Source organism: Streptomyces bungoensis (genome assembly GCF_001514215.1).
Taxonomy (GTDB): Bacteria; Actinomycetota; Actinomycetes; order Streptomycetales; family Streptomycetaceae; genus Streptomyces; species Streptomyces bungoensis.
The window spans coordinates 279,996-304,785 of sequence record NZ_KQ948854.1; the positions used below are offsets into that span (position 1 = coordinate 279,996).

General features: G+C 72.1%; 29 protein-coding genes and 2 pseudogenes. 21 read left to right on the top strand and 10 right to left on the bottom strand.

Annotation, left to right across the window (positions count from 1 at the left end; all coding sequences use genetic code 11):
- Positions 1-127 precede the first annotated feature (127 nt).
- From lipB to AQJ66_RS11495, 4 genes are all read left to right on the top strand, one after another.
- A complete protein-coding gene (gene lipB / locus AQJ66_RS11480) occupies positions 128-925 on the top strand; it encodes a lipoyl(octanoyl) transferase LipB (protein WP_061919866.1) in 798 nt (265 codons plus the stop codon).
- Between the two features lie 119 nt (positions 926-1,044).
- The gene (gene lipA / locus AQJ66_RS11485) at positions 1,045-2,010 is read left to right on the top strand and encodes a lipoyl synthase (RefSeq protein WP_061919867.1); all 966 of its coding nucleotides are present in this window, start codon (positions 1,045-1,047) and stop codon (positions 2,008-2,010) included.
- 214 nt (positions 2,011-2,224) lie between these two features.
- Positions 2,225-2,422 carry an SCO2195 family GlnR-regulated protein gene (locus tag AQJ66_RS11490; protein WP_061919868.1) on the top strand — a complete coding sequence of 66 codons (198 nt, stop codon included), beginning with the start codon at positions 2,225-2,227 and terminating at the stop codon, positions 2,420-2,422.
- Positions 2,423-2,487: 65 nt separating this feature from the next.
- Positions 2,488-3,186, top strand: coding sequence for a DUF4191 domain-containing protein (locus tag AQJ66_RS11495; protein WP_061919869.1), 699 nt, complete (start codon positions 2,488-2,490; stop codon positions 3,184-3,186).
- Between the two features lie 80 nt (positions 3,187-3,266).
- Here AQJ66_RS11495 and AQJ66_RS11500 read toward each other — a convergent pair whose 3' ends face one another.
- A complete protein-coding gene (locus AQJ66_RS11500; RefSeq protein ID WP_061919870.1) occupies positions 3,267-3,734 on the bottom strand; it encodes an RDD family protein in 468 nt (155 codons plus the stop codon).
- A gap of 208 nt (positions 3,735-3,942) precedes the next feature.
- Here AQJ66_RS11500 and glnA point away from each other — a divergent pair, with 208 nt between their 5' ends.
- On the top strand, positions 3,943-5,352 hold the full coding sequence (gene glnA, locus AQJ66_RS11505; protein WP_061919871.1) for a type I glutamate--ammonia ligase: 1,410 nt from the start codon (positions 3,943-3,945) through the stop codon (positions 5,350-5,352).
- An 81-nt stretch (positions 5,353-5,433) separates the two neighbouring features.
- Here the strand turns inward: glnA and AQJ66_RS11510 are convergent, their stop codons facing one another.
- Complete coding sequence (locus AQJ66_RS11510; protein ID WP_061919872.1) at positions 5,434-5,667, bottom strand: hypothetical protein; 234 nt, start codon at positions 5,665-5,667, stop codon at positions 5,434-5,436.
- 278 nt (positions 5,668-5,945) lie between these two features.
- Between AQJ66_RS11510 and AQJ66_RS11515 the strand changes: the two genes are divergently transcribed.
- The 3 genes from AQJ66_RS11515 to pspAB all read left to right on the top strand — a co-directional run bounded on the left by AQJ66_RS11515 (position 5,946) and on the right by pspAB (position 7,828).
- A complete protein-coding gene (locus AQJ66_RS11515) occupies positions 5,946-6,203 on the top strand; it encodes an SCO2583/SCO2584 N-terminal domain-containing protein (protein ID WP_061919873.1) in 258 nt (85 codons plus the stop codon).
- Between the two features lie 120 nt (positions 6,204-6,323).
- On the top strand, positions 6,324-7,241 hold the full coding sequence (gene htpX / locus AQJ66_RS11520; RefSeq protein ID WP_061919874.1) for a zinc metalloprotease HtpX: 918 nt from the start codon (positions 6,324-6,326) through the stop codon (positions 7,239-7,241).
- 2 nt (positions 7,242-7,243) lie between these two features.
- A complete protein-coding gene (pspAB, locus tag AQJ66_RS11525) occupies positions 7,244-7,828 on the top strand; it encodes a PspA-associated protein PspAB (protein WP_061919875.1) in 585 nt (194 codons plus the stop codon).
- A 16-nt stretch (positions 7,829-7,844) separates the two neighbouring features.
- Here pspAB and AQJ66_RS11530 read toward each other — a convergent pair whose 3' ends face one another.
- Positions 7,845-8,120, bottom strand: a complete 276-nt coding sequence (locus AQJ66_RS11530) for a hypothetical protein (protein WP_061919876.1) — start codon at positions 8,118-8,120, stop codon at positions 7,845-7,847.
- Between the two features lie 172 nt (positions 8,121-8,292).
- Between AQJ66_RS11530 and AQJ66_RS11535 the strand changes: the two are divergent.
- A pseudogene (locus tag AQJ66_RS11535) lies at positions 8,293-8,514 on the top strand (DNA glycosylase AlkZ-like family protein); the annotation flags it as partial.
- 40 nt (positions 8,515-8,554) lie between these two features.
- On the opposite strand, the gene AQJ66_RS11540 reads toward AQJ66_RS11535, so the two are convergent.
- Positions 8,555-8,869 (bottom strand): hypothetical protein, encoded by a 315-nt coding sequence (locus AQJ66_RS11540; RefSeq protein ID WP_061920204.1) that lies wholly within the window; start codon positions 8,867-8,869, stop codon positions 8,555-8,557.
- 221 nt (positions 8,870-9,090) lie between these two features.
- On the opposite strand from AQJ66_RS11540, the gene AQJ66_RS11545 reads away from it, so the two are divergent.
- On the top strand, positions 9,091-9,459 hold the full coding sequence (locus tag AQJ66_RS11545; protein WP_061919878.1) for an ArsC/Spx/MgsR family protein: 369 nt from the start codon (positions 9,091-9,093) through the stop codon (positions 9,457-9,459).
- A 118-nt stretch (positions 9,460-9,577) separates the two neighbouring features.
- A complete protein-coding gene (locus AQJ66_RS11550) occupies positions 9,578-10,288 on the top strand; it encodes an RlpA-like double-psi beta-barrel domain-containing protein (RefSeq protein WP_061919879.1) in 711 nt (236 codons plus the stop codon).
- 12 nt (positions 10,289-10,300) lie between these two features.
- On the opposite strand, the pseudogene AQJ66_RS11555 reads toward AQJ66_RS11550, so the two are convergent.
- A pseudogene (locus tag AQJ66_RS11555) lies at positions 10,301-11,199 on the bottom strand (alpha/beta fold hydrolase).
- Between the two features lie 71 nt (positions 11,200-11,270).
- Here AQJ66_RS11555 and AQJ66_RS11560 point away from each other — a divergent pair.
- The 6 genes from AQJ66_RS11560 (at position 11,271) to AQJ66_RS11585 (ending at position 17,757) form a co-directional block, all read left to right on the top strand.
- Positions 11,271-11,732: a MarR family transcriptional regulator gene (locus AQJ66_RS11560; protein ID WP_061919880.1), complete on the top strand. Its 462-nt coding sequence runs from the start codon at positions 11,271-11,273 to the stop codon at positions 11,730-11,732.
- Positions 11,733-11,939: 207 nt separating this feature from the next.
- Entirely contained in the window at positions 11,940-12,971 is a 1,032-nt protein-coding gene (gene glnII / locus AQJ66_RS11565) for a glutamine synthetase (RefSeq protein ID WP_061919881.1), read from the top strand.
- A gap of 71 nt (positions 12,972-13,042) precedes the next feature.
- Positions 13,043-14,074 (top strand): NAD-dependent epimerase/dehydratase family protein, encoded by a 1,032-nt coding sequence (locus AQJ66_RS11570; protein WP_208611345.1) that lies wholly within the window; start codon positions 13,043-13,045, stop codon positions 14,072-14,074.
- Positions 14,075-14,126: 52 nt separating this feature from the next.
- Complete coding sequence (locus AQJ66_RS11575) at positions 14,127-15,401, top strand: sensor histidine kinase (RefSeq protein ID WP_061919883.1); 1,275 nt, start codon at positions 14,127-14,129, stop codon at positions 15,399-15,401.
- Positions 15,386-16,039, top strand: coding sequence for a LuxR C-terminal-related transcriptional regulator (locus AQJ66_RS11580; RefSeq protein ID WP_061919884.1), 654 nt, complete (start codon positions 15,386-15,388; stop codon positions 16,037-16,039). Before AQJ66_RS11575 ends, AQJ66_RS11580 begins: the two co-directional genes overlap by 16 nt.
- 173 nt (positions 16,040-16,212) lie before the next feature.
- Positions 16,213-17,757, top strand: coding sequence for a DUF1996 domain-containing protein (locus AQJ66_RS11585; RefSeq protein WP_061919885.1), 1,545 nt, complete (start codon positions 16,213-16,215; stop codon positions 17,755-17,757).
- Between the two features lie 71 nt (positions 17,758-17,828).
- Here AQJ66_RS11585 and AQJ66_RS11590 read toward each other — a convergent pair whose 3' ends face one another.
- Positions 17,829-18,224, bottom strand: coding sequence for a hypothetical protein (locus tag AQJ66_RS11590; RefSeq protein ID WP_208611346.1), 396 nt, complete (start codon positions 18,222-18,224; stop codon positions 17,829-17,831).
- 138 nt (positions 18,225-18,362) lie between these two features.
- Here AQJ66_RS11590 and AQJ66_RS11595 point away from each other — a divergent pair, with 138 nt between their 5' ends.
- The 3 genes from AQJ66_RS11595 to AQJ66_RS11605 all read left to right on the top strand — a co-directional run bounded on the left by AQJ66_RS11595 (position 18,363) and on the right by AQJ66_RS11605 (position 21,626).
- Positions 18,363-18,863 (top strand): tetratricopeptide repeat protein, encoded by a 501-nt coding sequence (locus tag AQJ66_RS11595; protein WP_244162800.1) that lies wholly within the window; start codon positions 18,363-18,365, stop codon positions 18,861-18,863.
- 84 nt (positions 18,864-18,947) lie between these two features.
- The gene (locus AQJ66_RS11600; protein WP_061919887.1) at positions 18,948-20,879 is read left to right on the top strand and encodes a hypothetical protein; all 1,932 of its coding nucleotides are present in this window, start codon (positions 18,948-18,950) and stop codon (positions 20,877-20,879) included.
- Between the two features lie 57 nt (positions 20,880-20,936).
- Positions 20,937-21,626, top strand: a complete 690-nt coding sequence (locus AQJ66_RS11605) for a TetR/AcrR family transcriptional regulator (RefSeq protein ID WP_107118914.1) — start codon at positions 20,937-20,939, stop codon at positions 21,624-21,626.
- 21 nt (positions 21,627-21,647) lie between these two features.
- Here AQJ66_RS11605 and AQJ66_RS11610 read toward each other — a convergent pair whose 3' ends face one another.
- Genes AQJ66_RS11610 through AQJ66_RS11620 form a run of 3 tightly spaced genes read right to left on the bottom strand, consistent with a single transcriptional unit; the run spans position 21,648 to position 23,653 of the window.
- On the bottom strand, positions 21,648-22,475 hold the full coding sequence (locus AQJ66_RS11610) for an SAM-dependent methyltransferase (RefSeq protein WP_061919889.1): 828 nt from the start codon (positions 22,473-22,475) through the stop codon (positions 21,648-21,650).
- A 57-nt stretch (positions 22,476-22,532) separates the two neighbouring features.
- Positions 22,533-22,784 carry a DUF397 domain-containing protein gene (locus AQJ66_RS11615; RefSeq protein WP_061919890.1) on the bottom strand — a complete coding sequence of 84 codons (252 nt, stop codon included), beginning with the start codon at positions 22,782-22,784 and terminating at the stop codon, positions 22,533-22,535.
- Positions 22,781-23,653 carry a helix-turn-helix domain-containing protein gene (locus tag AQJ66_RS11620; RefSeq protein ID WP_061919891.1) on the bottom strand — a complete coding sequence of 291 codons (873 nt, stop codon included), beginning with the start codon at positions 23,651-23,653 and terminating at the stop codon, positions 22,781-22,783. The genes AQJ66_RS11615 and AQJ66_RS11620 overlap by 4 nt, the downstream gene beginning before the upstream one ends.
- A 240-nt stretch (positions 23,654-23,893) precedes the next feature.
- On the opposite strand from AQJ66_RS11620, the gene AQJ66_RS11625 reads away from it, so the two are divergent.
- Positions 23,894-24,337 (top strand): ATP-binding protein, encoded by a 444-nt coding sequence (locus tag AQJ66_RS11625; RefSeq protein WP_061919892.1) that lies wholly within the window; start codon positions 23,894-23,896, stop codon positions 24,335-24,337.
- Between the two features lie 36 nt (positions 24,338-24,373).
- On the opposite strand, the gene AQJ66_RS11630 is transcribed toward AQJ66_RS11625, so the two are convergent.
- The gene (locus AQJ66_RS11630; RefSeq protein WP_061919893.1) at positions 24,374-24,736 is read right to left on the bottom strand and encodes a 5-carboxymethyl-2-hydroxymuconate Delta-isomerase; all 363 of its coding nucleotides are present in this window, start codon (positions 24,734-24,736) and stop codon (positions 24,374-24,376) included.
- Positions 24,737-24,790: the final 54 nt, after the last annotated feature.

Here is a 24,790-nt window from a genome sequence, read left to right on the forward strand (position 1 = left end):
CCTATCCCCGTACATTCATCCGATCGTGTGAGGATTGCCCGCAGGGCTGACGTGGTCCGGTCGGACGTACAGTGGCGTGGGCGCGTTTCAGGCCTGACACACCGGTTCGCTGAGGGAGGCGCTTGCCGTGAGTGAGTTGCGGTTCGTCCGCATGGGATTCGGCGCGGATGCCGTCGACTACCAGGAGGCGTGGGACGAGCAGCGCCGCGTGCACGCGGCCCGGTTCGCCGACGAGATCCCCGACACCGTGCTGCTCCTGGAGCACCCGCCGGTGTACACGGCGGGCCGGCGCACCGAGGACAGCGAGCGCCCGCTGGACGGCACCCCGGTCATCGACGTCGACCGCGGCGGGAAGATCACCTGGCACGGCCCCGGCCAGCTGGTGGGCTACCCGATCCAGAAGCTCCCGCGCCCGGTGGACGTGGTCGCGCACGTACGGCGCCTGGAGGAGGCCCTGATCCGCACCTGCGCGGAGTTCGGCCTGGAGACGACCCGGGTCGAGGGCCGCAGCGGCGTGTGGGTGCTCGGCGACCCGGTCGAGCAGCGACCGTCGCTCGGCGGGCTCTCCCTGGACTTCGACCCGCGGCTGCACGACGAGGAGTTCGACCCCCGCCTCAACGGCCCCGAGTACGCCCCCTCCAACGCCGGCCAGCGCCGCGAGGACCGCAAGATCGCCGCGATCGGCATCCGCGTCGCCAAGGGCGTCACCATGCACGGCTTCGCGCTCAACGTGAACCCGGACAACAAGTGGTTCGACCGGATCATCCCGTGCGGGATCCGGGACGCGGGGGTCGCCTCCCTCGCGGCCGAACTGGGCCGGGACGTCACCATCGAGGAGGTCCTGCCGGTCGCCGAGAGGCACCTGAAGGACGTCCTGGCGAACGCGGACCTGAAGCCGCGGGTGATCGAGCGGGCGAGCGCCTGACCCGCCCGCCCCTCGGGGAATGTGCCCTGTGACCACGAGGTTGATCTCCCCGGCAGGGCGCAGTCAGCACGGGCGTACCCTGGTGTACGCCGAAGAATCGAAGTCACAGGGAGCCGGTCGTGTCCGCAGTCTCACCCGACGGACGCAAGATGCTGCGCCTGGAGGTCCGCAACAGCCAGACCCCCATCGAGCGCAAGCCCGAGTGGATCAAGACCCGGGCGAAAATGGGCCCCGAGTACACGAAGATGCAGAGCCTCGTGAAGAGCGAGGGCCTGCACACGGTCTGCCAGGAAGCCGGCTGCCCGAACATCTACGAGTGCTGGGAGGACCGCGAGGCGACCTTCCTCATCGGCGGCGACCAGTGCACCCGGCGCTGCGACTTCTGCCAGATCGACACCGGCAAGCCCGAGGCGCTCGACCGCGACGAGCCCCGCCGCGTCGGCGAGTCCGTGGTCACCATGGACCTCAACTACGCCACCATCACCGGTGTCGCCCGCGACGACCTCGAGGACGGCGGCGCCTGGCTGTACGCCGAGACCGTGCGCCAGATCCACGCCCAGACGGCCGGCCGCGAGGGCGGCCGGACGAAGGTGGAGCTGCTGGCCCCCGACTTCAACGCGGTGCCCGAGCAGCTCGCCGAGGTCTTCTCCGCCCGCCCCGAGGTCTTCGCGCACAACGTCGAGACGGTCCCCCGGATCTTCAAGCGGATCCGCCCCGGCTTCCGCTACGAGCGCTCCCTGAAGGTCATCACCGAGGCCCGCGACTTCGGCCTGGTCACCAAGTCGAACCTGATCCTCGGCATGGGCGAGACCCGCGACGAGGTGAGCGAGGCGCTGAGGCAGCTGCACGACGCGGGCTGCGAGCTGGTCACCATCACCCAGTACCTGCGCCCCTCGGTGCGCCACCACCCCGTGGAGCGCTGGGTGAAGCCGCAGGAGTTCGTGGAGCTGAAGGAGGAGGCCGAGCAGATCGGCTTCTCCGGTGTGATGTCGGGCCCGCTGGTGCGCTCCTCGTACCGGGCCGGGCGCCTCTACCAGATGGCCGTGGAGAAGCGCGGCTCCTACGTGGCCGCCCAGGCCGTGTGAATTCACGCACAAGCACTTACCGGCCGGTAATGGCCGAGTCGACGCGGTCCCGCCCGTCCTCGCTGATGAGGACGTGAGCCGGGGCCGCGTCGGCGTGTCCGGACGCCACATCAAGGCTTCATGGGCGTTTGACCGGTCGGTCACGCCCTGGTAACACCGAACAGTGACTCTGGTATCACACCCCGTGCAACCGATCCGAGGGGGGACCTCGATCATGCAAGCCGCACCCGTGCGCGCCACCGCCATCCCGTCCTTCGCCGACGCGCTCCGCGCCGTCGAGTCCGTGCTGATGAGCGGCGGCCAGCGCACCGCCCGCCGCAACGCCTGGAACTCCGTCCTGGAGGACCGCCGCCGCGCCAAGGACCGCGTCGAGGCGCTGCGCGTCCTCGAGCAGGCCGCCACCCGCCCCTGAGCCCCGGACCCTCCCGCCGGGCACTGCCGTCGTCGCCGCTCCCGGGGCCACGTAGACTTCGTGGCATGGCGAGGAAGGAAACCGCGGCGGACGCCGCGAACGCAGGGCGACTGAAACAGATCGCCCTCACGTACAAGATGACCCGCAAGGCCGACACGAAGATCGGTCTTGTACTCGCGGCCGTCGGCATCGGCATCCTCGTTGTCTTCCTCGCGATCGGCTTTGCGATCGGCCACCCGGTCTATCTGGGCATCCTGGGCCTGTTCCTGGGCCTCCTCGCGACGGCGATCGTGTTCGGCCGCCGGGCCGAGCGGGCCGCCTTCGGCCAGATGGAGGGCCAGCCGGGAGCCGCAGCGGCCGTGCTGGACAACATCGGCCGGGGCTGGACGACGACGCCGGCGGTGGCGATGAACCGCAGCCAGGACGTGGTGCACCGGGCGGTCGGCAAGGCCGGCATCGTGCTGGTCGCCGAGGGCAACCCGAACCGGGTGAAGAGCCTGCTGGCCGCCGAGAAGAAGAAGATGAACCGCATCGTGGCGGACGTGCCGGTGCACGACGTGATCGTCGGCAACGGCGAGGGCCAGGTCGAGCTGAAGAAGCTGCGCACGACCCTGCTGAAGTTCCCGCGGGTGCTGACCGGCCCGCAGGTCACCGCGACCAACGACCGGCTGCGCGCCCTGGGCGACCTGATGACCAACATGCCGCTGCCCAAGGGGCCCATGCCGAAGGGCATGAAGCTGCCGAAGGGTGGCCGGGGCCGCTGACCCCGCCGCGCGTCGCGCACCTCCCGCGCACATCGAGAGGGGGCGCCCGGATCATTCCGGGCGCCCCCTCTCGTCGCGTACTAGATGCGCACTTCCACGGTCCGGGCGAAGCGGTCGTGCAGCCCGCGGCCGTCCCGGTCCCAGATCAGCGCGGGGATCGCCAGGCACAGCAGCAGCGTGCGCAGCAGGGAGCGCAGCGGGCTGACGGTGCCGGTCTCCAGCGCCACGACCCGCAGGCCGAACAGGCGCTTGCCCGGGGTGAAGCCGACCGTGCCGACCGTCAGGGCGCTCATCACGAAGAAGACGAGCAGGGCCCAGTTGCTGGTGGCGGGGCTGTAGCCGTCGGTGATCAGGCCGTATGCGATCAGCACGCACAGTCCCCAGTCCACGGCCAGTGCCCCGAGCCGCCTGCCGGGCCGGGCGATCGAGTTCGGCCCGTCCTCGGGCAGACCGAGCTGCTCGCCCCGGTATCCGAAGTCGGCACCGGATTCCTCCATGGCCGCGCGCGGCCCGGACAGCCACGATCCCATTGCTTGCCTGTTGTCCACGCGTCCACGGTACTGCGCCCGGATTCGGGCGGGGCGCCCAGGGGTGCGCGGGGCTACCGTGGAACCGTGGCTGGTTAACACCTGCGAAACAATCGGGTCACGCCCGAGAAATCACCCGTCCCTAGGGTCGAGGGCAGCGTGTGCCACCGCACTGGCCGCACGAACGATCTACCACCCCGGCGGCACGGTCGGGAGTAGGAGGAGCTGGATGTTCCAGAACGCCGACGAGGCCAAGAAGTTCATCGCGGACGAGGACGTCAAGTTCGTCGACGTCCGGTTCTGCGACCTGCCGGGCGTCATGCAGCACTTCACGTTGCCCGCCGAGGCGTTCGACCCCGACGACGAGCAGGCCTTCGACGGGTCGTCGATCCGCGGTTTCCAGGCCATCCACGAGTCGGACATGGCCCTGCGTCCCGACCTGTCCACCGCGCGCATCGACCCGTTCCGCCGGGACAAGACGCTCAACATCAACTTCTTCATCCACGACCCGATCACGGGCGAGCAGTACTCCCGTGACCCGCGGAACGTGGCGAAGAAGGCCGAGGCCTACCTCGCCTCCACGGGCATCGCCGACACGGCGTACTTCGGCCCGGAGGCGGAGTTCTACGTCTTCGACTCCGTGCGCTTCGCCACCAGCGCGAACGAGTCCTTCTACCACATCGACTCCGAGGCCGGCGCCTGGAACACCGGTGCGCTGGAGGACAACCGCGGTTACAAGGTCCGCTACAAGGGCGGCTACTTCCCGGTCCCGCCGGTCGACCACTTCGCCGACCTGCGCGCCGAGATCTCCCTGGAGCTGGAGCGGTCCGGCCTGAAGGTCGAGCGCCAGCACCACGAGGTGGGCACCGCCGGCCAGGCCGAGATCAACTACAAGTTCAACACGCTGCTCGCCGCCGCGGACGACCTCCAGCTCTTCAAGTACATCGTGAAGAACGTGGCCTGGAAGAACGGCAAGACGGCGACCTTCATGCCGAAGCCGATCTTCGGCGACAACGGCTCGGGCATGCACGTGCACCAGTCGCTGTGGAGCAACGGCGACCCGCTGTTCTACGACGAGGCCGGTTACGCGGGCCTGTCGGACACCGCCCGCTACTACATCGGCGGCATCCTCAAGCACGCCCCGTCGCTGCTGGCCTTCACCAACCCGACGGTGAACTCGTACCACCGCCTGGTCCCGGGCTTCGAGGCGCCGATCAACCTGGTGTACTCGCAGCGCAACCGCTCGGCGGCCATGCGCATCCCGATCACCGGCTCCAACCCGAAGGCCAAGCGCGTCGAGTTCCGCGCGCCCGACTCCTCCGGCAACCCGTACCTGGCCTTCTCGGCCCTGCTGCTGGCGGGCCTGGACGGCATCAAGAACAAGATCGAGCCGGCCGAGCCGATCGACAAGGACCTCTACGAGCTGGCTCCCGAGGAGCACGCGAACGTGGCCCAGGTCCCGACCTCCCTCGGCGCCGTCCTCGACCGCCTCGAGGCCGACCACGAGTTCCTCCTCCAGGGCGACGTCTTCACGCCGGACCTGATCGAGACGTGGATCGACTACAAGCGCACGAACGAGATCGCGCCGCTGCAGCTGCGTCCGCACCCGCACGAGTTCGAGCTCTACTTCGACGTGTGATCGGACCCGCACCACGCTGAGGGCCGCCCCCCGGATCGCTCCGCGGGGCGGCCCTCGGCCGTGTTCCGTCGCCGGCCGTCGTCAGGGGACGACGACCACGACGACGGGGGTGTTGTTGAAGTAGTTGCGGTGGAAGAAGTCGCCTCGGTCGAAGCAGTTGCCCCACCAGTCGTTGTAGTAGCACCCGCCGTGGGTGGAGAGCTGGGTCGGGGTCGCTGCCGACGCGGTACCCGCGGTACCGATCGCGGCCCCACCGGCCATCAGCACGCCGATGGCGGACAGAGTGGCGAGTCGCCTCGCGCTCCGTGCTTTCATGGATCCACCTTCCTTCCACCCTCGTGCGGCTTTCCCTGGCACGAGACGGATGGCCCGCGGCACTCGGAGTGACGAGTCAGGCGCGGTCGTAGGCTGTGCCGCACGAGTCATGAGATGCAGGGGCGGACTTCAGGGCACCCCTCGGTGCGGCTCTCACCTTCAAATGCTAGCCGTCCGCCGTCCGGGCGGCATCCGGGGCAACCTTTCGCGCTTCCCAGGCTTCCTATTCTCGGGGGATCATCCTCCTGGCCCTGCCCCACGAGAGAGGTTGCACGGGGATGACTGAACAGGACGACTGGCAGCGCGAGTTCGATCACCGGTGGGCGAACTCGGCCGAGCACAAGGAGCCCTCCGCGCGGGCCCGGATGCTCGCCGCCCGCTGGCGGGAGAACCCCCCGGACCCGGCCCCGTTCCGTGCCGACCCCGACCCGGCGACGCCCCGCCGCTCCTCCTGGGTGTCGACGGCCGTGGTCCTCGGCTGTGTGGCCGCGGTGATAGTCCTGCTCGGGTACGCGCAGATGCGCTCGCCCTACTAGGCGGTGCCCGGATCCGGGGGAAGGCTTTGCTGCTCCTAGGGGTACGGGCGGCCTCACGATGGGGTCCGGCAGGTGCACACTGGACAGCGGGACGAGTGCCTGACTGCGGGGTGATGCAAGATGCAGAGCCGCTTCCGGAGCGACCGGCGGCTGACCGTGCGAATGACGGTCACGATGTTCCTGCTCGGGCTGCTGTACGTCGGCTTCGTGGCCGCGTTGATCGTGCTGCTCAAGTCCTGGCTGCTGGTCGTCGTGCTGGTCGGGGCGATGTTCGTGGCCCAGTTCTGGTTCTCCGACCGGATCGCGATGTTCGCCATGCACGGGCGGGTCGTGGAGCGCGAGGAGTATCCCGAGCTGCACGCGGTGGTCGACCGGCTGTGCGGACTCGCCGACATGCCCAAGCCGGTGGTCGCCGTGTCCAACATGGACATGCCGAACGCGTTCGCGACCGGGCGCAACGCCGACCACGCCGTGGTCTGCGTGACCACGGGGCTGCTGCGGCGGCTGGAGCCGGCCGAGCTGGAGGGCGTGCTCGCGCACGAGCTGTCGCACGTGGCGCACAAGGACGTCGCCGTGATCACGATCGCGTCGTTCCTCGGCGTGATCGCGGGCCTGATCGTGCGGTTCGCCTTCTACTCCCAGGTCTTCGGCGGTCGCCGGGACCAGAACACCGCGGCCGTCTTCGCCGCCGTGATGGGGGTCTCCGCGGCCGTGTACGCGATCAGCTTCCTGCTGATCCGGGCGCTGTCCCGGTACCGGGAGCTGGCGGCCGACCGGGCGGCCGCGCTCCTCACCGGCCGGCCCTCGGCGTTGGCCTCCGCGCTCACCAAGGTCTCCGGGGACATCGCCCGGATCCCGACCAAGGACCTGCGCACGGCCCAGGCCTTCAACGCCTTCTACTTCACCCCGGCGACCGGCAAGGAGCCGGGTATCGAGCGGTTCTTCTCCACCCACCCGTCCCTGGAGCAGCGGCTCACGCAGCTCGGCCGGATCTCGGCGGAGCTGGGCGAGGCGGCGACGCCCGGGAAGGCGGGCTGAGCATGGGGCTGCTGGACATCCTGCTCGGCCGTACGAAGCCCGTCGCGCCCGATCTCGACCAGCTGTTCGCGCTGCCCTCGGCGGCCCTGACCCTGGAGGTGGCGGCCGGGTTCCGGCCGAGCGGGGTGGGGGAGGTGTGCTTCGCGACGGTCGAGGGCGCGGCGTTCGAGCAGACCCACCGGGAGGTCCAGGCGCTGCTCGACGCGGACGCCGACCGCACCGGCCCGCCGGTGGAGCTCCGCCAGGACGACTACGGCTACTCGTGGCTGGTCTCCCGGCGCACCCCCGGCCAGTTGCCCGAGCTGGTCAACGACCTGCACGCGGTCAACAGCTCCCTGGAGGCCAACGGCTTCGGCCCCCAGCTGCTGTGCTCGCTGGCGGCGTTCACCGACGACCGGGACCGGCGCCTGGCCCTCGTGTACCTGTACAAGCGCGGTTCGTTCTATCCCTTCGCCCCGCTGCCCGGCGCCGGTGAGCGCCGGGACAGCGCACTGGAGCTGCAGGTGAAGTCGGTCCTCGGCAGCGACCTCAGGATCGAGCAGGACCTGGGCCGCTGGTTCCCGGTGTGGGGCGCCCCCGGCCTGTGACCGGGGACGCCTTCGCTCACCTGCTCTTCTCGCGCTCCTGCCGCCGGGCCTCGAAGGGGTGCTCCCGGCGGTACCGGCGCTCCCACCTGGCCTGGCGGTCCCGGCGCTCGCGGTACGCCCGGTAGGTCTCGGGCGGTGCCCCGCCACCGGCCGGGGGCGGCGGTGTGCCGGGCGAGCCCCGGCCGTAGGTCAGGTACAGGTACAACAGCGCACCGGCGGCGAGCCACCAGGTGTGGTTTCCGATGCCGAGGATCACCAGGACGACGGTCCCGGCGACGACGATGCCACGCATGACGGACCTCCGTGGGGTGAGGGGGGCGGGAGTGGACGGTTCGGCTACGCGCCGTGCATCCAGCGTAGGGATGCGGTCACTGCGGGTGCACCCCGTTTTCCGCGTGCGCGGGGCCGCCGGACACGGCGAAGGGCCCTCACCGCCGGGCGAGGGCCCTTCGCGGCCTGGCAGCAGCGGGAACGTGGGCCCGGCGGTGCGGTGGAACGGCCGGGTGGTGGGCGGCTGGGCGCAGCGCGCGGACGGGGAGATCGTGCGGCGGACACCCGACGGGGGCGTACGGCGTGAGGCCGGGGCGGCGGTGGCGGCCGAGGCGGCGCGGTTGCGGGGGTGGCTGGGGGCGACCCGGGTGACCCCCCGCTTCCGGACGCCGCTGGGGCGGGACCTGTCCGCGTAAGGGCGGGTGCCGGGCGCCGCGGGGCGACCCGGCACCGTGCTCAGCGGCTGTAGCGCATCAACGCCCGGACCATGTGGCACGTCGTGTCCGACGGCGGGTGCACGCCGATCCGCTCCGCCGTGCTGCGGATCGCCTCGTTGTGGGCCTGGTTCGGCAGGTAGACGCCCGAGTCCAGCAGGGCGATGGCGAGGCGCATGGCCTTCAGACGGCGGTTGTGGGTGACGTACCACTCGCGCGGCCGCCCGGCCGGCAGCGGACGCTTCACCGCGGGGGTGTAGGGCGAGTCGAGCAGGACGGATCGCTGGGCGGTGGACTGGGTGGGCAACGGCTTGGCCGTCAGGGCGGCAGCGGGCACGGGCATCCTCCTGTCGCGGTCAGGGCGGCCTCCGGGACTCCGGCGGCTTCCCTCGAACACTGTGTCAATTCTACCGCCCGGCACTGACATTCAGCGGAGCGCACAGGCAGGCCAATTCCCTGATGGAGCAGCTGTTTTGCCGTCATGTCACCCCTGAGCACAGAGCGATCCAGGGGACGGCAGTAATTCGAACAGAGTCGGTGCCGAGTAGCGTGTGCCCCATGGAAATCTGGATCAACCCGGCCTGCTCCAAGTGCCGCAGCGCGATCAGCGTCCTCGATGCCGAGGGTGCCGAGTACACCGTCCGCCGTTACCTGGAGGACGTACCCGGCGAGGAGGAGATCAGGGCCGTACTGGAGCGGCTCGGGCTCGAGCCGTGGGACATCACGCGCACCCAGGAGGAGGCCGCCCGGGAACTGGGCCTGAAGGAGTGGGCGCGGGACGCGTCCACGCGGGACCGGTGGATCACCGCGCTCGCCGAGCACCCCAAGCTGATCCAGCGGCCGATCATCACCGCCGACGACGGCACGGCCCTGGTGGCGCGCACCGAGGACGCCGTGCAGGAGGCGCTCTCCCGGAGCAAGGGCTGACGGCCCCAACAGGCCTGTGACGCAGGTAACTTCACTGACTCCTGTCAACCGCTGAGTAGCCTCGTTCGGTATCTCGTACATAGCGGCGTACGCTCCCCTACCTCTTCAGGAGGCGCGCATGTCGCGCAGGAGAAAACTCAGTGCCAAGAAGAAGGTCGCGCTGCTCGTCAGTGCCGCGGCGGTGGCGGGCGGCGGGGCCTTCGCCCTGGCGTCGACCTCGAACGCCGCCCAGCCGGCGAACGCCCGGACCCTCTCCGCCGGGTCCGCCGGGAACTCGACCGTCTGCCAGGGGCTGGCCACGGCCCACGGCAACAACGACCGGTTCATCGCGGACCAGAAGGCGCATCCGGACGCGCAGTCGGCGGCCCGGATCGCCAACCGCGAGGCGGTGCTCAAGCAGATCGAGGTCCAGCAGAAGGCGGCCGGCTGCACGGTTGGGGAGTCGGCTCAGGGCTCCCAGGCGGCGCAGGGTGGTCAGCAGGGCAACGGCGGTCAGCAGGCCGGGCAACCGGCGCAGTCCGCGCAGCCTGCGCAGACCGCCGCCCCCGGCGGCAACGGCGCGGGCACCGGGGCGGCCTCCGGCCAGCAGGTCTGCAACGGCTCCACCGTCACGCTCTCCGGCGAGGCCGGCGCCCCGGCCGCGTCCAGCAACCAGTTCCCGGCGGGGACGACCCTGAAGGTCACCAACCTGGACAACAACAAGTCCACGACGGTGAAGGTCACCTCCGTGTCCGGCAGTTGCGTGCTGCTGAACAACGCGGCCTTCGAACAGGTCCGCGAACCGGGCAAGTTCCTCATCCGCCACGCCCGGATCGAGAAGGTGGGGTGAGAACCGGCCGGTTCAGCCGGTCAGGAAACCGGTGAGGCGGCGGCCGAGCCCGGCGGGGGCGGCGTGCGGCAGCGCGTGATGCGAGACGTCCGGCAGGACCTCGCTCTCCCCACGCGGCAGCACCCGGCCGGCCGCCGCCAGGACCTCGCCCGGGTCATGGGTCCTGCTGTTCGCGGCCACGAGCAGCAGGACCGGTGCCGCCAGGCCGCGCAGCGCCTCCGGCGCCGGGCGGGGTCCGGTCACCGGCCTGGCGGCGGGGAAGCCGGCGGCGGCCTCCTGCAGGCGCAGCCAGTCCGGGTCGAGGGTTTCCCCCGCTCGCGGCTTCGCTCCAGCGGGAGGGGCCCCATCCCGGTCTCCCACCGCAGGAAGGCGCGGACCCGGCGGGGTGTGGGCCGCAGCAGCATCGGCAGGGCGCTCAGCAGGTACGCCGCCTTGTACCCGGCGAAGCACTGGGTCGGGTCCAGGAGGCACAGGCGGCGTACCCGGGTGGGCGCCCGCAGCGCGTAGTGCAGCGCGATCCAGGCGCCGTAGGAGTGCCCGCCGAGGTCGGCCGAGGGGGCGCCGAGACCGTCGAGCAGCCCGTCCAGCCAGGCGGCCAGGTCGGCGACCGTGCGGGGGTGACGGTCGGCGGCCGGGGCGCCGAGGCCGGGGGCGCCGGGCAGGTCGGCGGCGTACACCCGGCGGACGCGGGCGAGGTCGGCCGCCTGGGCGTACCAGGACACGGAGGTCGCTCCGCCCCCGCCCGGCAGCAGGAGCAGCGGCGGTGCGTCGCGCGGGCCGCAGGCGTTGACGCGGGTCGCGCCGAAGGGCGTGGCGACCGTGAGCGCCTCGTGGTCCGCGGGCCATTTCGCCAGCACCCTGTCGTACGCAACCCGGAAGGCGTCGGCGTCGTACCCGCCCGCTCTCGGCATGCGAAACACCCCCTATCATCTCGCTGAGCAAGATACTCGACGAGCAAGACGATAGCCCCGGGAGGTTCCGTATGCCGACCCCTTCCCCGCCCGAGCCGCCGGGGCTGGAGACCGTCCATCTGCTGCGCGCCGTCACCGTGGAACTCGGCCTGCACAGCGCCCGGTTCGCGCAGCGCAACGGCATGCACCCGACCGACGTGCGCGCGCTGATCGCGCTCATGGACGCCCGGCGCGCGGGCGAGGAGACGACCGCCGGCCGGCTCGGCGCCCTGCTGGGGCTGAACTCGGCGGGGACGACGGCGCTGGTGGACCGGCTGGAGCGGGCGGGGCACGTACGGCGGGTGCGCGGGGAGCGGGACCGGCGCCGGGTGGTGATCGAGGTGGAGGAGCGCGCGGTCGAGTTGGGCCGGGCCTTCTTCGGGCCGCTGATCGAGCGGTCGGTGGAGCTGCTGCGCGGGTACGACGAGCGGGAGACGGCCGCGATCCGGGGCTTCCTGGAGGGCGTGCGGGAGGCGGCCACCGGGACCGCGTGAGCGGGCCGTACACCGCACGCCCCCTTCCTCACCCTGTGAGTCGCCGCACAGGACCGCCGGGTAACACGGGGTTCACACCCGGGCAACGGCCGGGAAACCGCCTGTTGACAGGCTGCGCGCCAGATCGACTGGACGCGGCGCCCCGGTGCCGTAGCGCCGCGGCACCCGCACCGAGTGCGCCCGACCCACCCCGAAGGATGTGGCCCCGTGACCTTCAAGGCTGAGTACATCTGGATCGACGGCACCACGCCGACGGCCAAGCTGCGTTCCAAGACGAAGATCATCACGGGTTCCCCCGCCGGTCTCGACGCGCTGCCGGTCTGGGGCTTTGACGGATCCTCCACCAACCAGGCCGAGGGGCACTCCTCGGACTGCGTGCTCAAGCCGGTCTTCACCTGCCCGGACCCGATCCGCGGCGGCGACGACGTGCTCGTGCTGTGCGAGGTCCTCGACACCGACATGACCCCGCACCCGTCCAACACGCGGGCCGCGCTGGCCGAGGTCGCCGGGACGTTCGCCGCACAGGAGCCGATCTTCGGCATCGAGCAGGAGTACACGTTCTTCGACGGCTCCCGCCCGCTCGGCTTCCCCGAGGGCGGATTCCCGGCGCCGCAGGGCGGCTACTACTGCGGTGTCGGCGCCGACGAGATCTTCGGCCGCGAGATCGTCGAGGCCCACCTGGAGAACTGCCTGAAGGCCGGCCTCGGCATCTCCGGCATCAACGCCGAGGTCATGCCCGGCCAGTGGGAGTTCCAGGTCGGTCCGCTGGCCCCGCTGGAGGTCTCCGACCAGCTGTGGGTGGCCCGCTGGCTGCTGTACCGCACCGCCGAGGACTTCGGCGTCTCCGCGACCCTGGACCCCAAGCCGGTCAAGGGCGACTGGAACGGCGCGGGCGCGCACACCAACTTCTCCACCAAGGCGATGCGCGAGGGCTACGACGCGATCATCACCGCGTGCGAGTCGCTCGGCGAGGGCTCCAAGCCGCTCGACCACGTCAAGAACTACGGCGCCGGCATCGACGAGCGCCTGACCGGCCTGCACGAGACCGCCCCGTGGGACCGGTACTCCTACGGCGTCTCCGACCGCGGTGCCTCGGTGCGCATCCCGTGGCAGGTCGAGAAGGACGGCAAGGGCTACATCGAGGACCGGCGTCCGAACGCCAACGTCGACCCGTACGTGGTGACCCGCCTGCTGGTGGACACCTGCTGCACCGCCCTGGAGAAGGCCGGCCAGGTCTGATCCGCCCCGGGCTGTCTGCCCTCGGCAGACAGCCCTTCCCTCCCGCCGCCCGGTCCGGGCACGCTCCCCGCATGAGACTTCTGGTGCTGGGTGGTACGGAGTTCGTCGGACGGGCCGTCGTGGAGGCCGCGCTGGAGCGCGGCTGGGAGGTGACCGTCCTCCACCGGGGACGGCACCGGGCTGCCGAGGGGGCGCGGGTGCTGCACGGCGACCGCACCGCCCCGGACGGCCTCGCCGCCCTCGCCCGCGACGGCGGCGAGTGGGACGCGGTGGTCGACACCTGGTCGGCCGAGCCGCGCGCGGTCCTGGCGGCGGCCCGGCTGCTGCGGGACCGCGCCGGGCGGTACGCGTACGTCTCCAGCCGGTCGGTGTACGTCTGGCCGTGGCCCTCCCTGGGCGGGCCCGCCGAGGACGGGCCGCTGGTCGAGGGCGCCGCCGCCGACGCCGGGCCGACCGACTACGAACGGGACAAGCGCGGCGGCGAACTGGCCGCCCTCGACGCGTTCGGCACGGACGGCTCGCTGCTGGTCCGGGCCGGGCTGATCCTCGGCCCGCACGAGAACGTCGGCCGGCTCCCCTGGTGGCTCGCCCGCGTCGCCCGCGGCGGCCGGGTCCTGGCGCCGGGGCCGCCCGGCCTGCCGCTGCAGTACGTCGACGCGCGCGACCTCGCCGCATGGCTCCTCGGCGCCGTGGAACAGGGGCTGAGCGGGCCGTACGACCTGGTGAGCCCGCCCGGCCACACCACCATGGGCGAACTGCTGGAGGCCTGCGTCCGGGTGACCGGAGCGGACGCGGAGCTGTGCTGGACCGATCCGCAGGTGATCCTGGACGCCGGCGTCGCGCCGTGGACCCAGCTGCCGGTGTGGACGCCGCCGGACAGCGAACTGCACACCGCCGGGCACTGCGGCGACGTCTCCAAAGCCCTGGCCACCGGCCTCGCGTGCCGCCCGGTGGGCGAGACCGTCGCCGACACCTGGCGGTGGCTGACGGAGATCGGCGGCACGGCACCGCGGCGGCCCGACCGGCCGGCCCTCGGGCTGGCCCCGGAGATCGAGGCGAAGGTGCTGCGCGCGGCCGGAGGTGTACCTGGCACCACCCCCTGACCGGGGGGTTCGGGCCCGTGACCGCCGCCCGGCCCTCGGCCAGACTGACGCCATGAACACTGACTTCAGGCACGGGGGCGTCCGCGAGCACGCACGAGAGGTGGTCCTCGCCGGCGTGCGGGGGCTGGTGCTGTCCGTGGCGGTGCTGCCGTTCGGCGTGGCGTTCCTCGTGCTGACGCTGCTGTCCCTCGCGTTCGTCCCGCTCGGGATCGGGCTCGTCACCACCCCGTGGGTGCTGACCGGCGTGCGGGCCCTGGCGGACACCCGGCGCAGGCTCGCGGACGAGTGGTGCGGGATACGGATCCGCACGGCCTACCGGCCGCTCCCGGCGGACGCCAATCCGTGGTCGCGCACCTTCGGGATGCTGCGCGACCGGCAGACCTGGCGGGACGTGGGCTGGCTGCCGGTGGACATCACGGCGGGCTTCCTCACCGCGCTGCTGCCGGCCGTGGCGCTGCTGTACCCGGTGGAGGGGCTGCTGCTGCCGGCCGGGCTGTGGCGGTCGTACGTGCCGGACGGCGGCACCTACTGGTACGCCTTCGTCCCGGTCACCGGGCAGGCGACCGCCTTCGGCGCGGCCGCGCTCGGCGCCGTGCTCCTCGCCGTCGCCTGGCGCTACACCCCGCGCCTGCTCGGCGCGCACTTCCGGCTCGCCCGGGCCGTCCTGGACACCCCGCACGGCGAACTCACCGAGCGCGTGCGGGTGCTGACCGAGACGCGGCGGGACGCGGTGGACACCTCGGCCGCCGAACTGCGCCGCATCGAACGCGACCTGCACGACGGGGCGCAGGCCCGGCTGGTCGCGATGGGCATGGACCTCGGCACCGTCGAGATGCTGCTCGACAAGGACCCGCAGCAGGCCAGGAAGCTGCTGGCCCAGGCGCGCCGGAGCTCCACCGAGGCGCTGGAGGAACTGCGCGACCTGGTGCGGGGCATCCATCCGCCGGTGCTGGCCGAGCGCGGACTCGGCGACGCGGTACGGGCGCTGGCGCTCAGGCTGCCGCTGGCCGCCGAGGTGAGCGTGGAACTGCCCGGGCGGCCGGACGCGCCCGTGGAGTCGGCGGCCTACTTCGCGGTCAGCGAGGTGCTGACCAACGCCGTCAAGCACTCGGGCGCCGACAGGGTGTGGGTGGACCTGCACCACACCGACGGCATGCTGCGCGTCACGGTCACCGACAACGGCAGGGGCGGCGCGGCGATCGGCGCGGGCTCGGGGCTGGCCGGGGTCGAGCGGCGACTGGGTACATTCGACGGCGTCCTGGCCGTCAGCAGCCCCGCGGGCGGCCCCACCCTGGTCACCATGGAGATCCCGTGCGCGTTGTCCTAGCCGAAGACCTCTTCCTGCTGCGCGACGGGCTGGTGCGGCTGCTGGAGGCGTACGGCTTCGAGATCGCGGCGGCCGTCGAGTCGGGCCCCGAACTGGACCGCGCGCTGGCGGAGGCGGAGCCGGACGTGGCCGTCGTCGACGTGCGGCTGCCGCCCACGCACACCGACGAGGGCCTGCAGTGCGCGCTGCGGGCACGGCGGGAGCGGCCGGGGCTGCCGGTGCTGGTGCTCTCCCAGCACGTGGAGCAGCTGTACGCGCGCGAGCTGCTGGCCGACGGCAACGGCGGGGTGGGCTACCTGCTCAAGGACCGGGTGTTCGACGCGGACCAGTTCGTGGACGCGGTACGGCGGGTCGCCGCGGGCGGTACGGCGATGGACCCGCAGGTGATCCAGCAGCTGCTGGCGCGGCGGGCGGCCGCCGACCGGCCGCTGGCCCGCCTCACCCCGCGGGAGCGGGAGGTGCTGGAGCTGATGGCGCAGGGCCGGTCGAACGCGGCGATCGCCGCGCAGCTGGTGGTGACGGAACGGGCCATCACCAAACACACCTCCAACATCTTCACCAAACTGGGGCTGGAGGTGTCGGACGACGACAATCGCCGCGTCCTGGCGGTGCTGGCCTACCTGGACCGCGATCGTTGAGGTTTGGCCAACTTCCGCTGGTCACACGGTGTTTGGCGTTCCGGCCGAGAGCTTTTCGCCGATGAATTCGTGTGACGGCTGAACACCTCTGGGGCGGCGTCCGTATGGAAGGACGCCGCTTCACTCCTGTCGGGCGCCTCGATGCTGCCCCGCAAGGAAGTCAGAGGAGTTCCATGGGACGCAACACACGAAAACGCCGTACGCCGCTGGCCACCAAGGCCATAGCCGCATCGGCGGCCCTAGCGCTCGGTGGGGGCGGGCTGATCTGGGCGAACTTCTACGCTTCGGCGCACGAGTCGAACAACCAGTCGTGGGGAGGCAACCAGACCAAGGCCGCCACGGCCCAGGTCGCGACCATCTCCTGCCCCGATGTCCAGCAGAAGCTGACGAACGTGCCGAACGCGGCCCGTCAGGGCGTGGCGACCGAGCTGGCGAACCTCGACAAGCAGATCACCGAGGCCTACGCCCGGCTCGCCTCCACCCGGCAGGCGCAGACGGGTGACCCGAACTTCGTCCAGAACGCGATCGTCGGCCCTCTCAAGGAGAAGCGGGCCGCCACGATCGACCGCATCCGCATCGACATCCAGCGGGTGGGCGGATCGTTCGACAACGCGCTGGCGCAGCTCGCCGCCTGTACGACGCAGACCGCCGGCCAGACCACCGCGGGGGGGAACGGCGGTGGTCAGCAGCAGAACGGCGGCCAGCAGCAGGGCGGTCAGCAGCAGAACAACGGCGGCCAGCAGCAGAACGGCGGCCAGCAGCAGGGCAACGCGGGGCAGAACATCGGAGGGCAGGCCGGCAACGGCCCGGTCGCGGCCGACTTCGTGGACATCACGAAGGTCGCACCGAACGTGCAGGCCAAGCCGAACAAGACCGGCAACGCCTCGACGGGCTCGTTCACCACGCGCTGCGGTGTGAACGCGAACAAGAACCACAACACGGACAACGTGATCGTGGCGCCCGGCGTGGCCAACGGCGCGCACCACCTGCACGACTACGTCGGCAACCAGAAGGTCAACGCCTTCTCCAGCAACCAGACGTTCCTGCAGGGCGGCACCAGCTGCCAGAACCGCAATGACCTGTCGGCGTACTACTGGCCGGTCGTCCGCCTCCAGGACGGCTCACAGGACTTCGACCAGAACAAGGACGGCGGCGGCAAGGAGGGCAACGTCGGCAAGATCCTGACGCCCGTCCAGGCGCAGATCAAGTACGTCGGCAGCCCGGCGAGCAAGGTCGTCGCGATGCCGCAGTTCCTGCGCATCATCACCGGTGACGCCAAGACCACCACCAACGGTCTGGCGAACGCCAACGCGCACTGGAGCTGCACCGGCTTCGAGAACAGGGTGCAGCTGACCCAGCAGTACCCGATCTGCCCGCAGGGCAGCAAGGTGGTGCGCACGTTCGCCTTCCAGAGCTGCTGGGACGGCAAGAACGTGGACAGCGCCAACCACCGCACCCACGTGGCCTTCGCCGACCCGGCGAGCGGGGTCTGCCCGAACGGCTTCCAGGCGATCCCGCAGCTGACGATGCGGCTGGTGTACAACATCAACCCGCCGACCATCCAGAACGGCCAGGTGAAGAACGCCTACGCCGTGGACGGCTTCCCGGAGCAGCTGCACAAGGCGGCCACCGACCACGACGACTTCATCAGCGTCACCACCGGTGGTCTGGCGAACAAGATCGCGAACTGCGTCAACAGCGGTCGCAACTGCGCCTGACGGACGTCCGGCACACGGAAGCGGGCGGTGGGAGTCCCCACCGCCCGCTTCCGTGTGTGCGCCGCGCGCTGTCAGCCGCCGTGCGCGTGGTGGTCGGCCCCGATCTCCACGTCGCCGCCGAGCGTGGTGCGCAGCGCGGTGACCGTCCCGTTGTCGCCGACGGCGACCCACTTGCGGCCGACGAGGTAGTAACCGCCGTAGTCCTTCGCGTCGTTGATCCACTCCCGCAGGCCGCGGTCGGTGGCGAAGGTGGCGAGGACGAACCTGCCGTGGGTGTTCCGGCACAGGGCCTGGCGCAGTTCGTCGGCGTCGGTCTGGATGTCCGGCTTGCACTTCACCTCGGCGGCCAGGCTCTCCAGGCTGCCGGTGGCGGTGGGCGGTACCGCCTTGGTCTCCGTGCCGCCGGAGCCGCAGCCCGCGAGCGCGAGGACGGCCACGCCGCCGAGCAGCAGCCTTGTCAACCTCATCTGTTCCTCCGGTCCTGGTGGGCCAAGCATGCCGCACGGGGCCCCGGCGCCCGGGTCCCCGTCCTTCGGATACGGCTGCCGGGCGCGGTGCGCTCAAATGCGCTGCACCGGTGGGCACGTCTGTGCGAGGGTGACCCGGTGAACCGAGAGTGGGAAGACCGCGTGGCCGCCGCCTGGGCCGCCTTCGACGACTACCCGGAGGAGCGCGCGGCCGAGTTCCGCGCCGTGATCGACGCGCTCGTGGCCGAGCTGCCCGAAGACAGCCCGCTGGGCCCGTTCGAGCAGGCCTGTGCCTGGGACTCCACCGGGCACTCGGACCGGGCGGTGCCGCTGTACCGGGAGGCGCTGGCGCGCGGGCTGCACGGCTACAAGGGACGCCGCGCGCGGATCCAGCTCGCGAGTTCGCTCCGCAACGTCGGGCAGGCCGAGGAGGGCGTCGAGCTGCTCACGCCCGAACTCGACGGTCCCTCGGACGAGTTGGACGACGCGGTGCGGGCCTGTCTCGCCCTGTGCCTGTCCAGCCTGGGCCGTGACCGCGAGGGGCTGTCCCTGGTGCTCGGCGCCCTGGCCCCGCACCTGCCGCGCTACCAGCGCTCGATGGCCCGTTACGCCCGCGCCCTGGTCGAGCCGGCAGGCTGAGCAGGCCGCCCGGGCCGGCGGGACGGGCCGGACCGGTCACCCGCTTGGCGGTGACAAATCAAGGGCTCGCTCGTTCTCCCGGACGTGCAGTCACAGGATGTAGCCCCGCGCCACGCACCCGCCTCCGCCGGCCCGGGCGTCGGCCTCGAACAGGCCGAGGCCGCGCTCGTCGAGCACTACCCCCGGCTGGTCCGGCTGGCCTATCTGGTCCTGCCGCCGGGCCTCGGCCGCAGCCGCCGGGTGCTGACGGCACACGCCCTCGCGCAGCGCGCGCTGCCCCGCGGCCGCACCCGGCCGTCCCCGGTCCCGGCCCCGTCCGCGATCCCGGCCCAGGCCTCGGGCCGGGACGCCGACCCGGGGTACGCGTTCGTGCGCCTGCGCGTCCTCAGGACGGCACTGGAGGCGGCCCGCCCCCGCCGGGTCCTGCCCCGGCTCGCCCAGCTGCCGCCGCTGCTCCCCCAGGTGTGGGGGCTGCGGCTCTTCCCGCGCTCCGGTGGCGCCGACGAACTCGCCCTGGACCAGCGGCTGTCCACCCTGTCCGGACCGGCCCGGGCCGCGTACGTGCTGCGCGGCCTGGAGAAGCTGCCCGACCCCGAGGTGCACCGGATCCTGCGGTCCGCCGGGGTCGAGCACCCCGAGACCGCGCTGACGGAGGCCAACGCGGTGCCCGCGCGGGACGCGCTGCTCTCCTCTCCCGAGTTCGACCCGTGCTCGCTGCAGGCCCGGCCCACCGACCTGGTGCGGCGCCGCCAGCACACCAAGGCCGCGCTCGCCGCGGCGGCCGCGCTCGCCCTGTGCGGGGCGCTGGTGGCCCTGCCGGGCGGCGGCTGGGGCCCCGACGGCGCCGCCGCGCCCGTGTACGCGCTGAACCCGGCCGCCGAGGCCGCCCTCGACCCGGCCCAGCTGATCCGCGTCACCCCCACCGCATGGGAGTCCGCCGCCCGCAGCGACTTCTCCGTCTGGCCGGCCCGCGGCCCGCTGACCCGCGACACGGCCCTGCTGCGCCGCGCCCTCGCCGTCTGGGCCCGCCCCGGGGAGACGGTCCGGGTCTCGGCGACCCCCGGCACCCGGACCGGCGGCCCGGCCGGCCCGCCGCAACTGCTGTACGCGGGCCGCGTGGACGGGGCGCGCGTGGTGGTCCTCTACGACGGCCTGCGTGTCGTCCGCTACGCCGAACCCGAAGCCGGCACCTCCGGGGCCGCCCTCGACTTCGCCCGCGTCGACGGCGCGACCGGGGCCGAGGCGGGCGCCCTGGTGCTCGGCCGCGCCGACGGCAACGTCCGCTACCTGACCGCCCCCTGGGTGCGGAAGGCCGCCGAGCGGGACCTGATGAAGCCGGGCGCTGCGGCGACCCCCCTCACCCTCGCCGACGGGGTCACCACCCCGCTGGCCAGCCCCGCCCTGCAGACCGGCAGCTGCACCTCGTGGAACGTGCTCCAGCTGACCGACGGCACCGGCACCCGGCTGGCCACCGACCTCGGGGAACTGGTCCCGGCCCATCTGACCGCGGGGCGGCCGGGCGCCACCGGCGAGGCGTCCGGTGCCGCGGGGCTGCAGGCCTGGGCGCCGTTCGCCTGCTCGCTGGCCATGGAGCGCTCCGCGGGCGTGCGCAGCGTCAACGCCTGGGGCTTCGCCCAGCAGCAGCTTCCCGAAGGGGGCGGATCCGGCCAGTGGGTGTGCACCAGGGCGGAGACCTGGCGCGGTGACGGCACGGCCGCGCTCGCCCAGTTCCGCACCCCCGGCGGGCAGGTCGGCGCGGTGGTCGCCAAGGGCACGGACGCCAGGGCCTGCGGCCCGCGCGATCCGCACGTGCTGGCGGGCGTGCTGTGGAAGTCCGGAACGGGCACCTGGTATCTGCTGGCCGCGGCCGGCCCGGACACCGCGACGGTCCGCGCGAGCGGCGGCGTGACCGCGGCGGGCCGGGGCCCGCTGCTGGCGGTGAAGACCCGACAGGGCGTACAGGCCACGCTGAAGGGGACGTTGGCGGACGGGCGGACGATCAGCGGGCTGCACTGAGCGCGGATGCTCGCCGCGCACACCCCGACGGCCGGATCCGATCGGTAAGGTGTTCGCATGAGTACCGGGTTGCGCCGCAGGATGGGCGTCGAGGAGCGGCGGCAGCAGCTGATCGGTGTCGCCCTCGACCTGTTCAGCCGGCGGTCGCCCGACGACGTCTCCATCGACGAGATAGCGACGGCGGCGGGTATCTCGCGGCCGCTGGTCTATCACTACTTCCCCGGCAAACACAGCCTGTACGAGGCCGCGTTGAAGCGCGCGGCGGAGGATCTCGCGGGCCGGTTCGCCGAGCCGCACGAGGGTCCGCTCGGCGCCCGCCTGCTGCGGGTGATGCACCGCTTCTTCGACTTCGTCGACGAGCACGGGCCCGGATTCTCGGCGCTGATGCGCGGCGGACCCGCCGTGGGCTCCTCGGCGACCAACGCGCTGATCGACTCCGTACGGCAGGCCGCGTACGACCAGATCCTCGCGCACCTGGGCGTCACCGAGGCACCGCCGCGGCTGGAACTGGTCGTGCGCAGCTGGATCTCGCTCACCGAGTCGACGGCGCTGATCTGGCTGGACGGCCGCCGCGTCCCGCGCGCCGAACTGGAACGGCAGCTCGTCCACGACTTCGCGGCGCTCGCCGCCGTCAGCGCGGCCTACGACGAGGAGATGGGCACGATCCTGCGCGGCATGCTCAGGGGGGAGCCGGCCGACGGCCCCCTCGGCGAGCTGGTCAGCCGGCTGATCACGCTGGCGTCCTAGGTCGACAGGGCTCGGGGGCCGCTACGGCTTGATGCCCACACCCGTCCACAGGCTGACCTCGGCGTCCGTCGGCGTGCCGTGGGAGGCCGAACCGGTCTCCGCGGCGTCGGGGCGCCAGTGGTGGCCGACGGTGACGCCCGGGTCGAGGAGATCGAGCCCGTCGAAGAAGCGGGTCACCTCCGCACGGGAGCGGAACTGCACCGGGGTGCCGGCGGCGGTGTAGATGTCGGTGACCTTCTGCCAGGTGGGCGGGTCGAAGTCGGGCGTGCAGTGGCTGAGCGCCAGGGCGCTGCCGGAGGGCAGGATGCCGAGCAGGCGACGGACGATGCCGTACGGGTCCTGGACGTCGGTGACGAAGTGCATCAGGGCGTTCAGGGACAGCGCCACGGGCCGGCTCAGGTCCAGTACCTCGGCGAGCTCGGCGGAGTTCACGAGCGTCTCGACGTTGTTGACGTCCGCCTCGATGTACGTCGTGCGGCCCTCGCGCGTGCTGCGCATCAGGCGCTCGGCGTACTTGAGGACCAGCGGGTCGTTGTCGGCGTAGACCACCCGGGCGTCCGGGACCACGGACTGGGCCACCTGGTGCAGGTTGGGCTCGGTGGGGATGCCGGTGCCGATGTCCAGCCACTGGCGGATGCCGTGTTCCCGGGCGAGGACGCGGGTGGCGCGGTGCATGAAGGCACGGTTCTCCCGGGCGCACACGAAGATGGCGGGGTACACCTCGGCCACGCGTTCGGCGGCCTGCTTGTCGACCTCGAAGTGGTCCTTGCCGCCGAGGTAGTAGTCGTACATGCGGGCGGAGTGCGGCCTGCTGGTGTCGATGCCCCGGGTGGGCTGCGAGCTGGTCATCCTGTCCCTTTCGGTGGGGGTGGGCGGTGGGGGTGGGGTGTGCGTCGGTCGTCCGGGTCAGCGGGCCGTCAGGTGGTCGGCCAGGCCCCTCTTGACGCCCGCGACGAACGCCGTGATCTCCTCCGGCGTGTAGATCAGGGCGGGACCGTGGGGATCCGTCGACTGCCGCAGGGCCACGCGTCCGTCGGCGAGCCGCTTCGTCTCCACGCACTGGCCCCCGTTGGGGCCGCTCCATGGGCACTCCCAGCCCTGGTCTCCCAGGTCCGAGGCGGGCATGCCGTTGTAGACACTGCTCTCGGCGATGGTCATGAGTACTCCTTGCGCATGCGGTTCAAGAGCGCCCTGCTGTCGGCGGACGAGGTCATCAGCGACAGCCGGTTGTGCGCCTCCAGATGCGCCACCACGTCGGAGCGCTGGTCCAGGTACACGGCGGCGGAGAGGATCTCGCTGTAGACGATGTCGGGCAGCTCCGGTGCCTCGAACCGGAAGTAGGTGAAGGGGGCGCACGCCCCGACGTGGGCGGACGCCGAGAAGGGCACGATGTCGAGGCTGACGTGGTCCAGCTCCGAGACCTCCAGCAGCCGGTCGATCTGCTCCCGCATCACCTCCGGGCCGCCCACGACCCGGTGCAGCACGGCCTCCTCCATCACCACCCAGAGGGTGGGGGCGTCGGGCTTCTCCAGCAGGCCCTGGCGGCGCAGCCGGAGGTCGACGCGCCGCTCGAGGTCTGCGGCGCTGTCGTTCGGGAAGCCGCCGCTCAGGGTCGCCCGGGCGTAGGCGGGCGTCTGCAGCAGCCCCGTGACGTAGTGCGGCTCGTAGGTGCGCAGGACCTTCGCACCGGTCTCCAGGCTCACGTAGGCCGTGAACCAGGAGGGCACCACGTCGCGGTACGGGTGCCACCAGCCCGGTTCGTTGGCCCGTTCGGCGAGAGCGATGAACTCGTCGATCTCCTGCTGGCCGGCGCCGTAGGTCTGCAGCAGCTTCTCGACGTAGAGGATCTTCAGGCCGACCTCGGCCTTCTCCAGCCGGCGGATGGTCAGGGGCTTCACGCGCAGGGCCCTGGCCGCGTCGTCCAGGGAGACGCCCGCGTCGTGGCGCATCTCCTGCAGCCGTCGGCCGAGGATCATGCGGAGAACGGTGGGTGCGCTGCCGCCGGCGCCCGCACGTGCCTCGTTCATGCTGCCCTGCCTCCTGAGAGTCCGTCACCAGGACCGAGCATAGGGCGACTTGGGCGTCACCGACCCGGAAGGCGTCGTCCTGAAATTATCAGGGAGGCGGTTGCAGCGTGAACCGGACCGCGAGCATAGTGATGTGTGTGACGATGCCTCCGTCACGCGGGGCCCGTTCATCAACAGCCTTACCACAGGCCCGTGTTGACGAACGTGCCGCTCCCGTGCCCCCCATGGAAGGCGACCGCCGTGTCCCCCCACACGACTTCCCCGCTCCGGCCCCTGGGCGGAGCGGACCCGGACCGCGCGCACTGGCTCGAGCTGCCGGGTCACCGCACGAGTGTCAGAGCGGCGCGGCGTTTCGTCGGCGCACGGCTCACCTCCTGGCGGGTGTCCGACGACGCCTGCGCGAACGCCGTGCTCCTGGTGTCCGAGCTGGCCACCAACGCCGTGCTGCACACCGTCAGCCTGCGCATCCTGTGCGGCATCGGCCTGCTGCCGGACGACCGTCTGCGCCTGGAGGTGCACGACCGGGACGACTCGGGCCGCCGCCTGCCCCGCCGCGCACCGGGTCCCGACGACGAGGGCGGCCGCGGACTGCTGCTCGTCCGGGAGATCGCGGACAGCTGGGGAGTCGCCCGTTCGGCGCTCACCGGGGGCAACGCGGTCTGGGCGGACCTGGCGACCGGCTGACGGGCGCGGCCGGGAGCGGACAGCCGGGCGGCGAGCCTAGCGCTCGAACTTGCGGTACGAGGCCTCGAGGTCGCGGACCTCGGCGGAGGCGTGCAGGACGAAACCGCCGTTCCCCACGTGCTCACGCAGCAGTTCGAGGACGGCCTCGGCCAGCCGCGCCCTGGTCTCCTCGCTGCGGCCCGCGAGCAGGCCGATCGTGACGTGGACGATGGCGTGGTGCCGGTCCTCGGGGTCCTCGTAGCCGAACGCCGTGAGCGCGCTGGGCCGGAACTGCGTCTTGCACGCCTCGGGCTTGGCGGCGGCGATCTCGACGACCGCGGTGTGCAGGGCGTGGGCGAAACCGGCGCGGTCGAAGGCCGGGGCCGCCACGTCGGAGTAGTCGACGGTGATCTGTGGCATGGGAGCACACTCCTGTTCCAGGGCAACGATGTCACCCTAGTCCGGCCGGTCCCG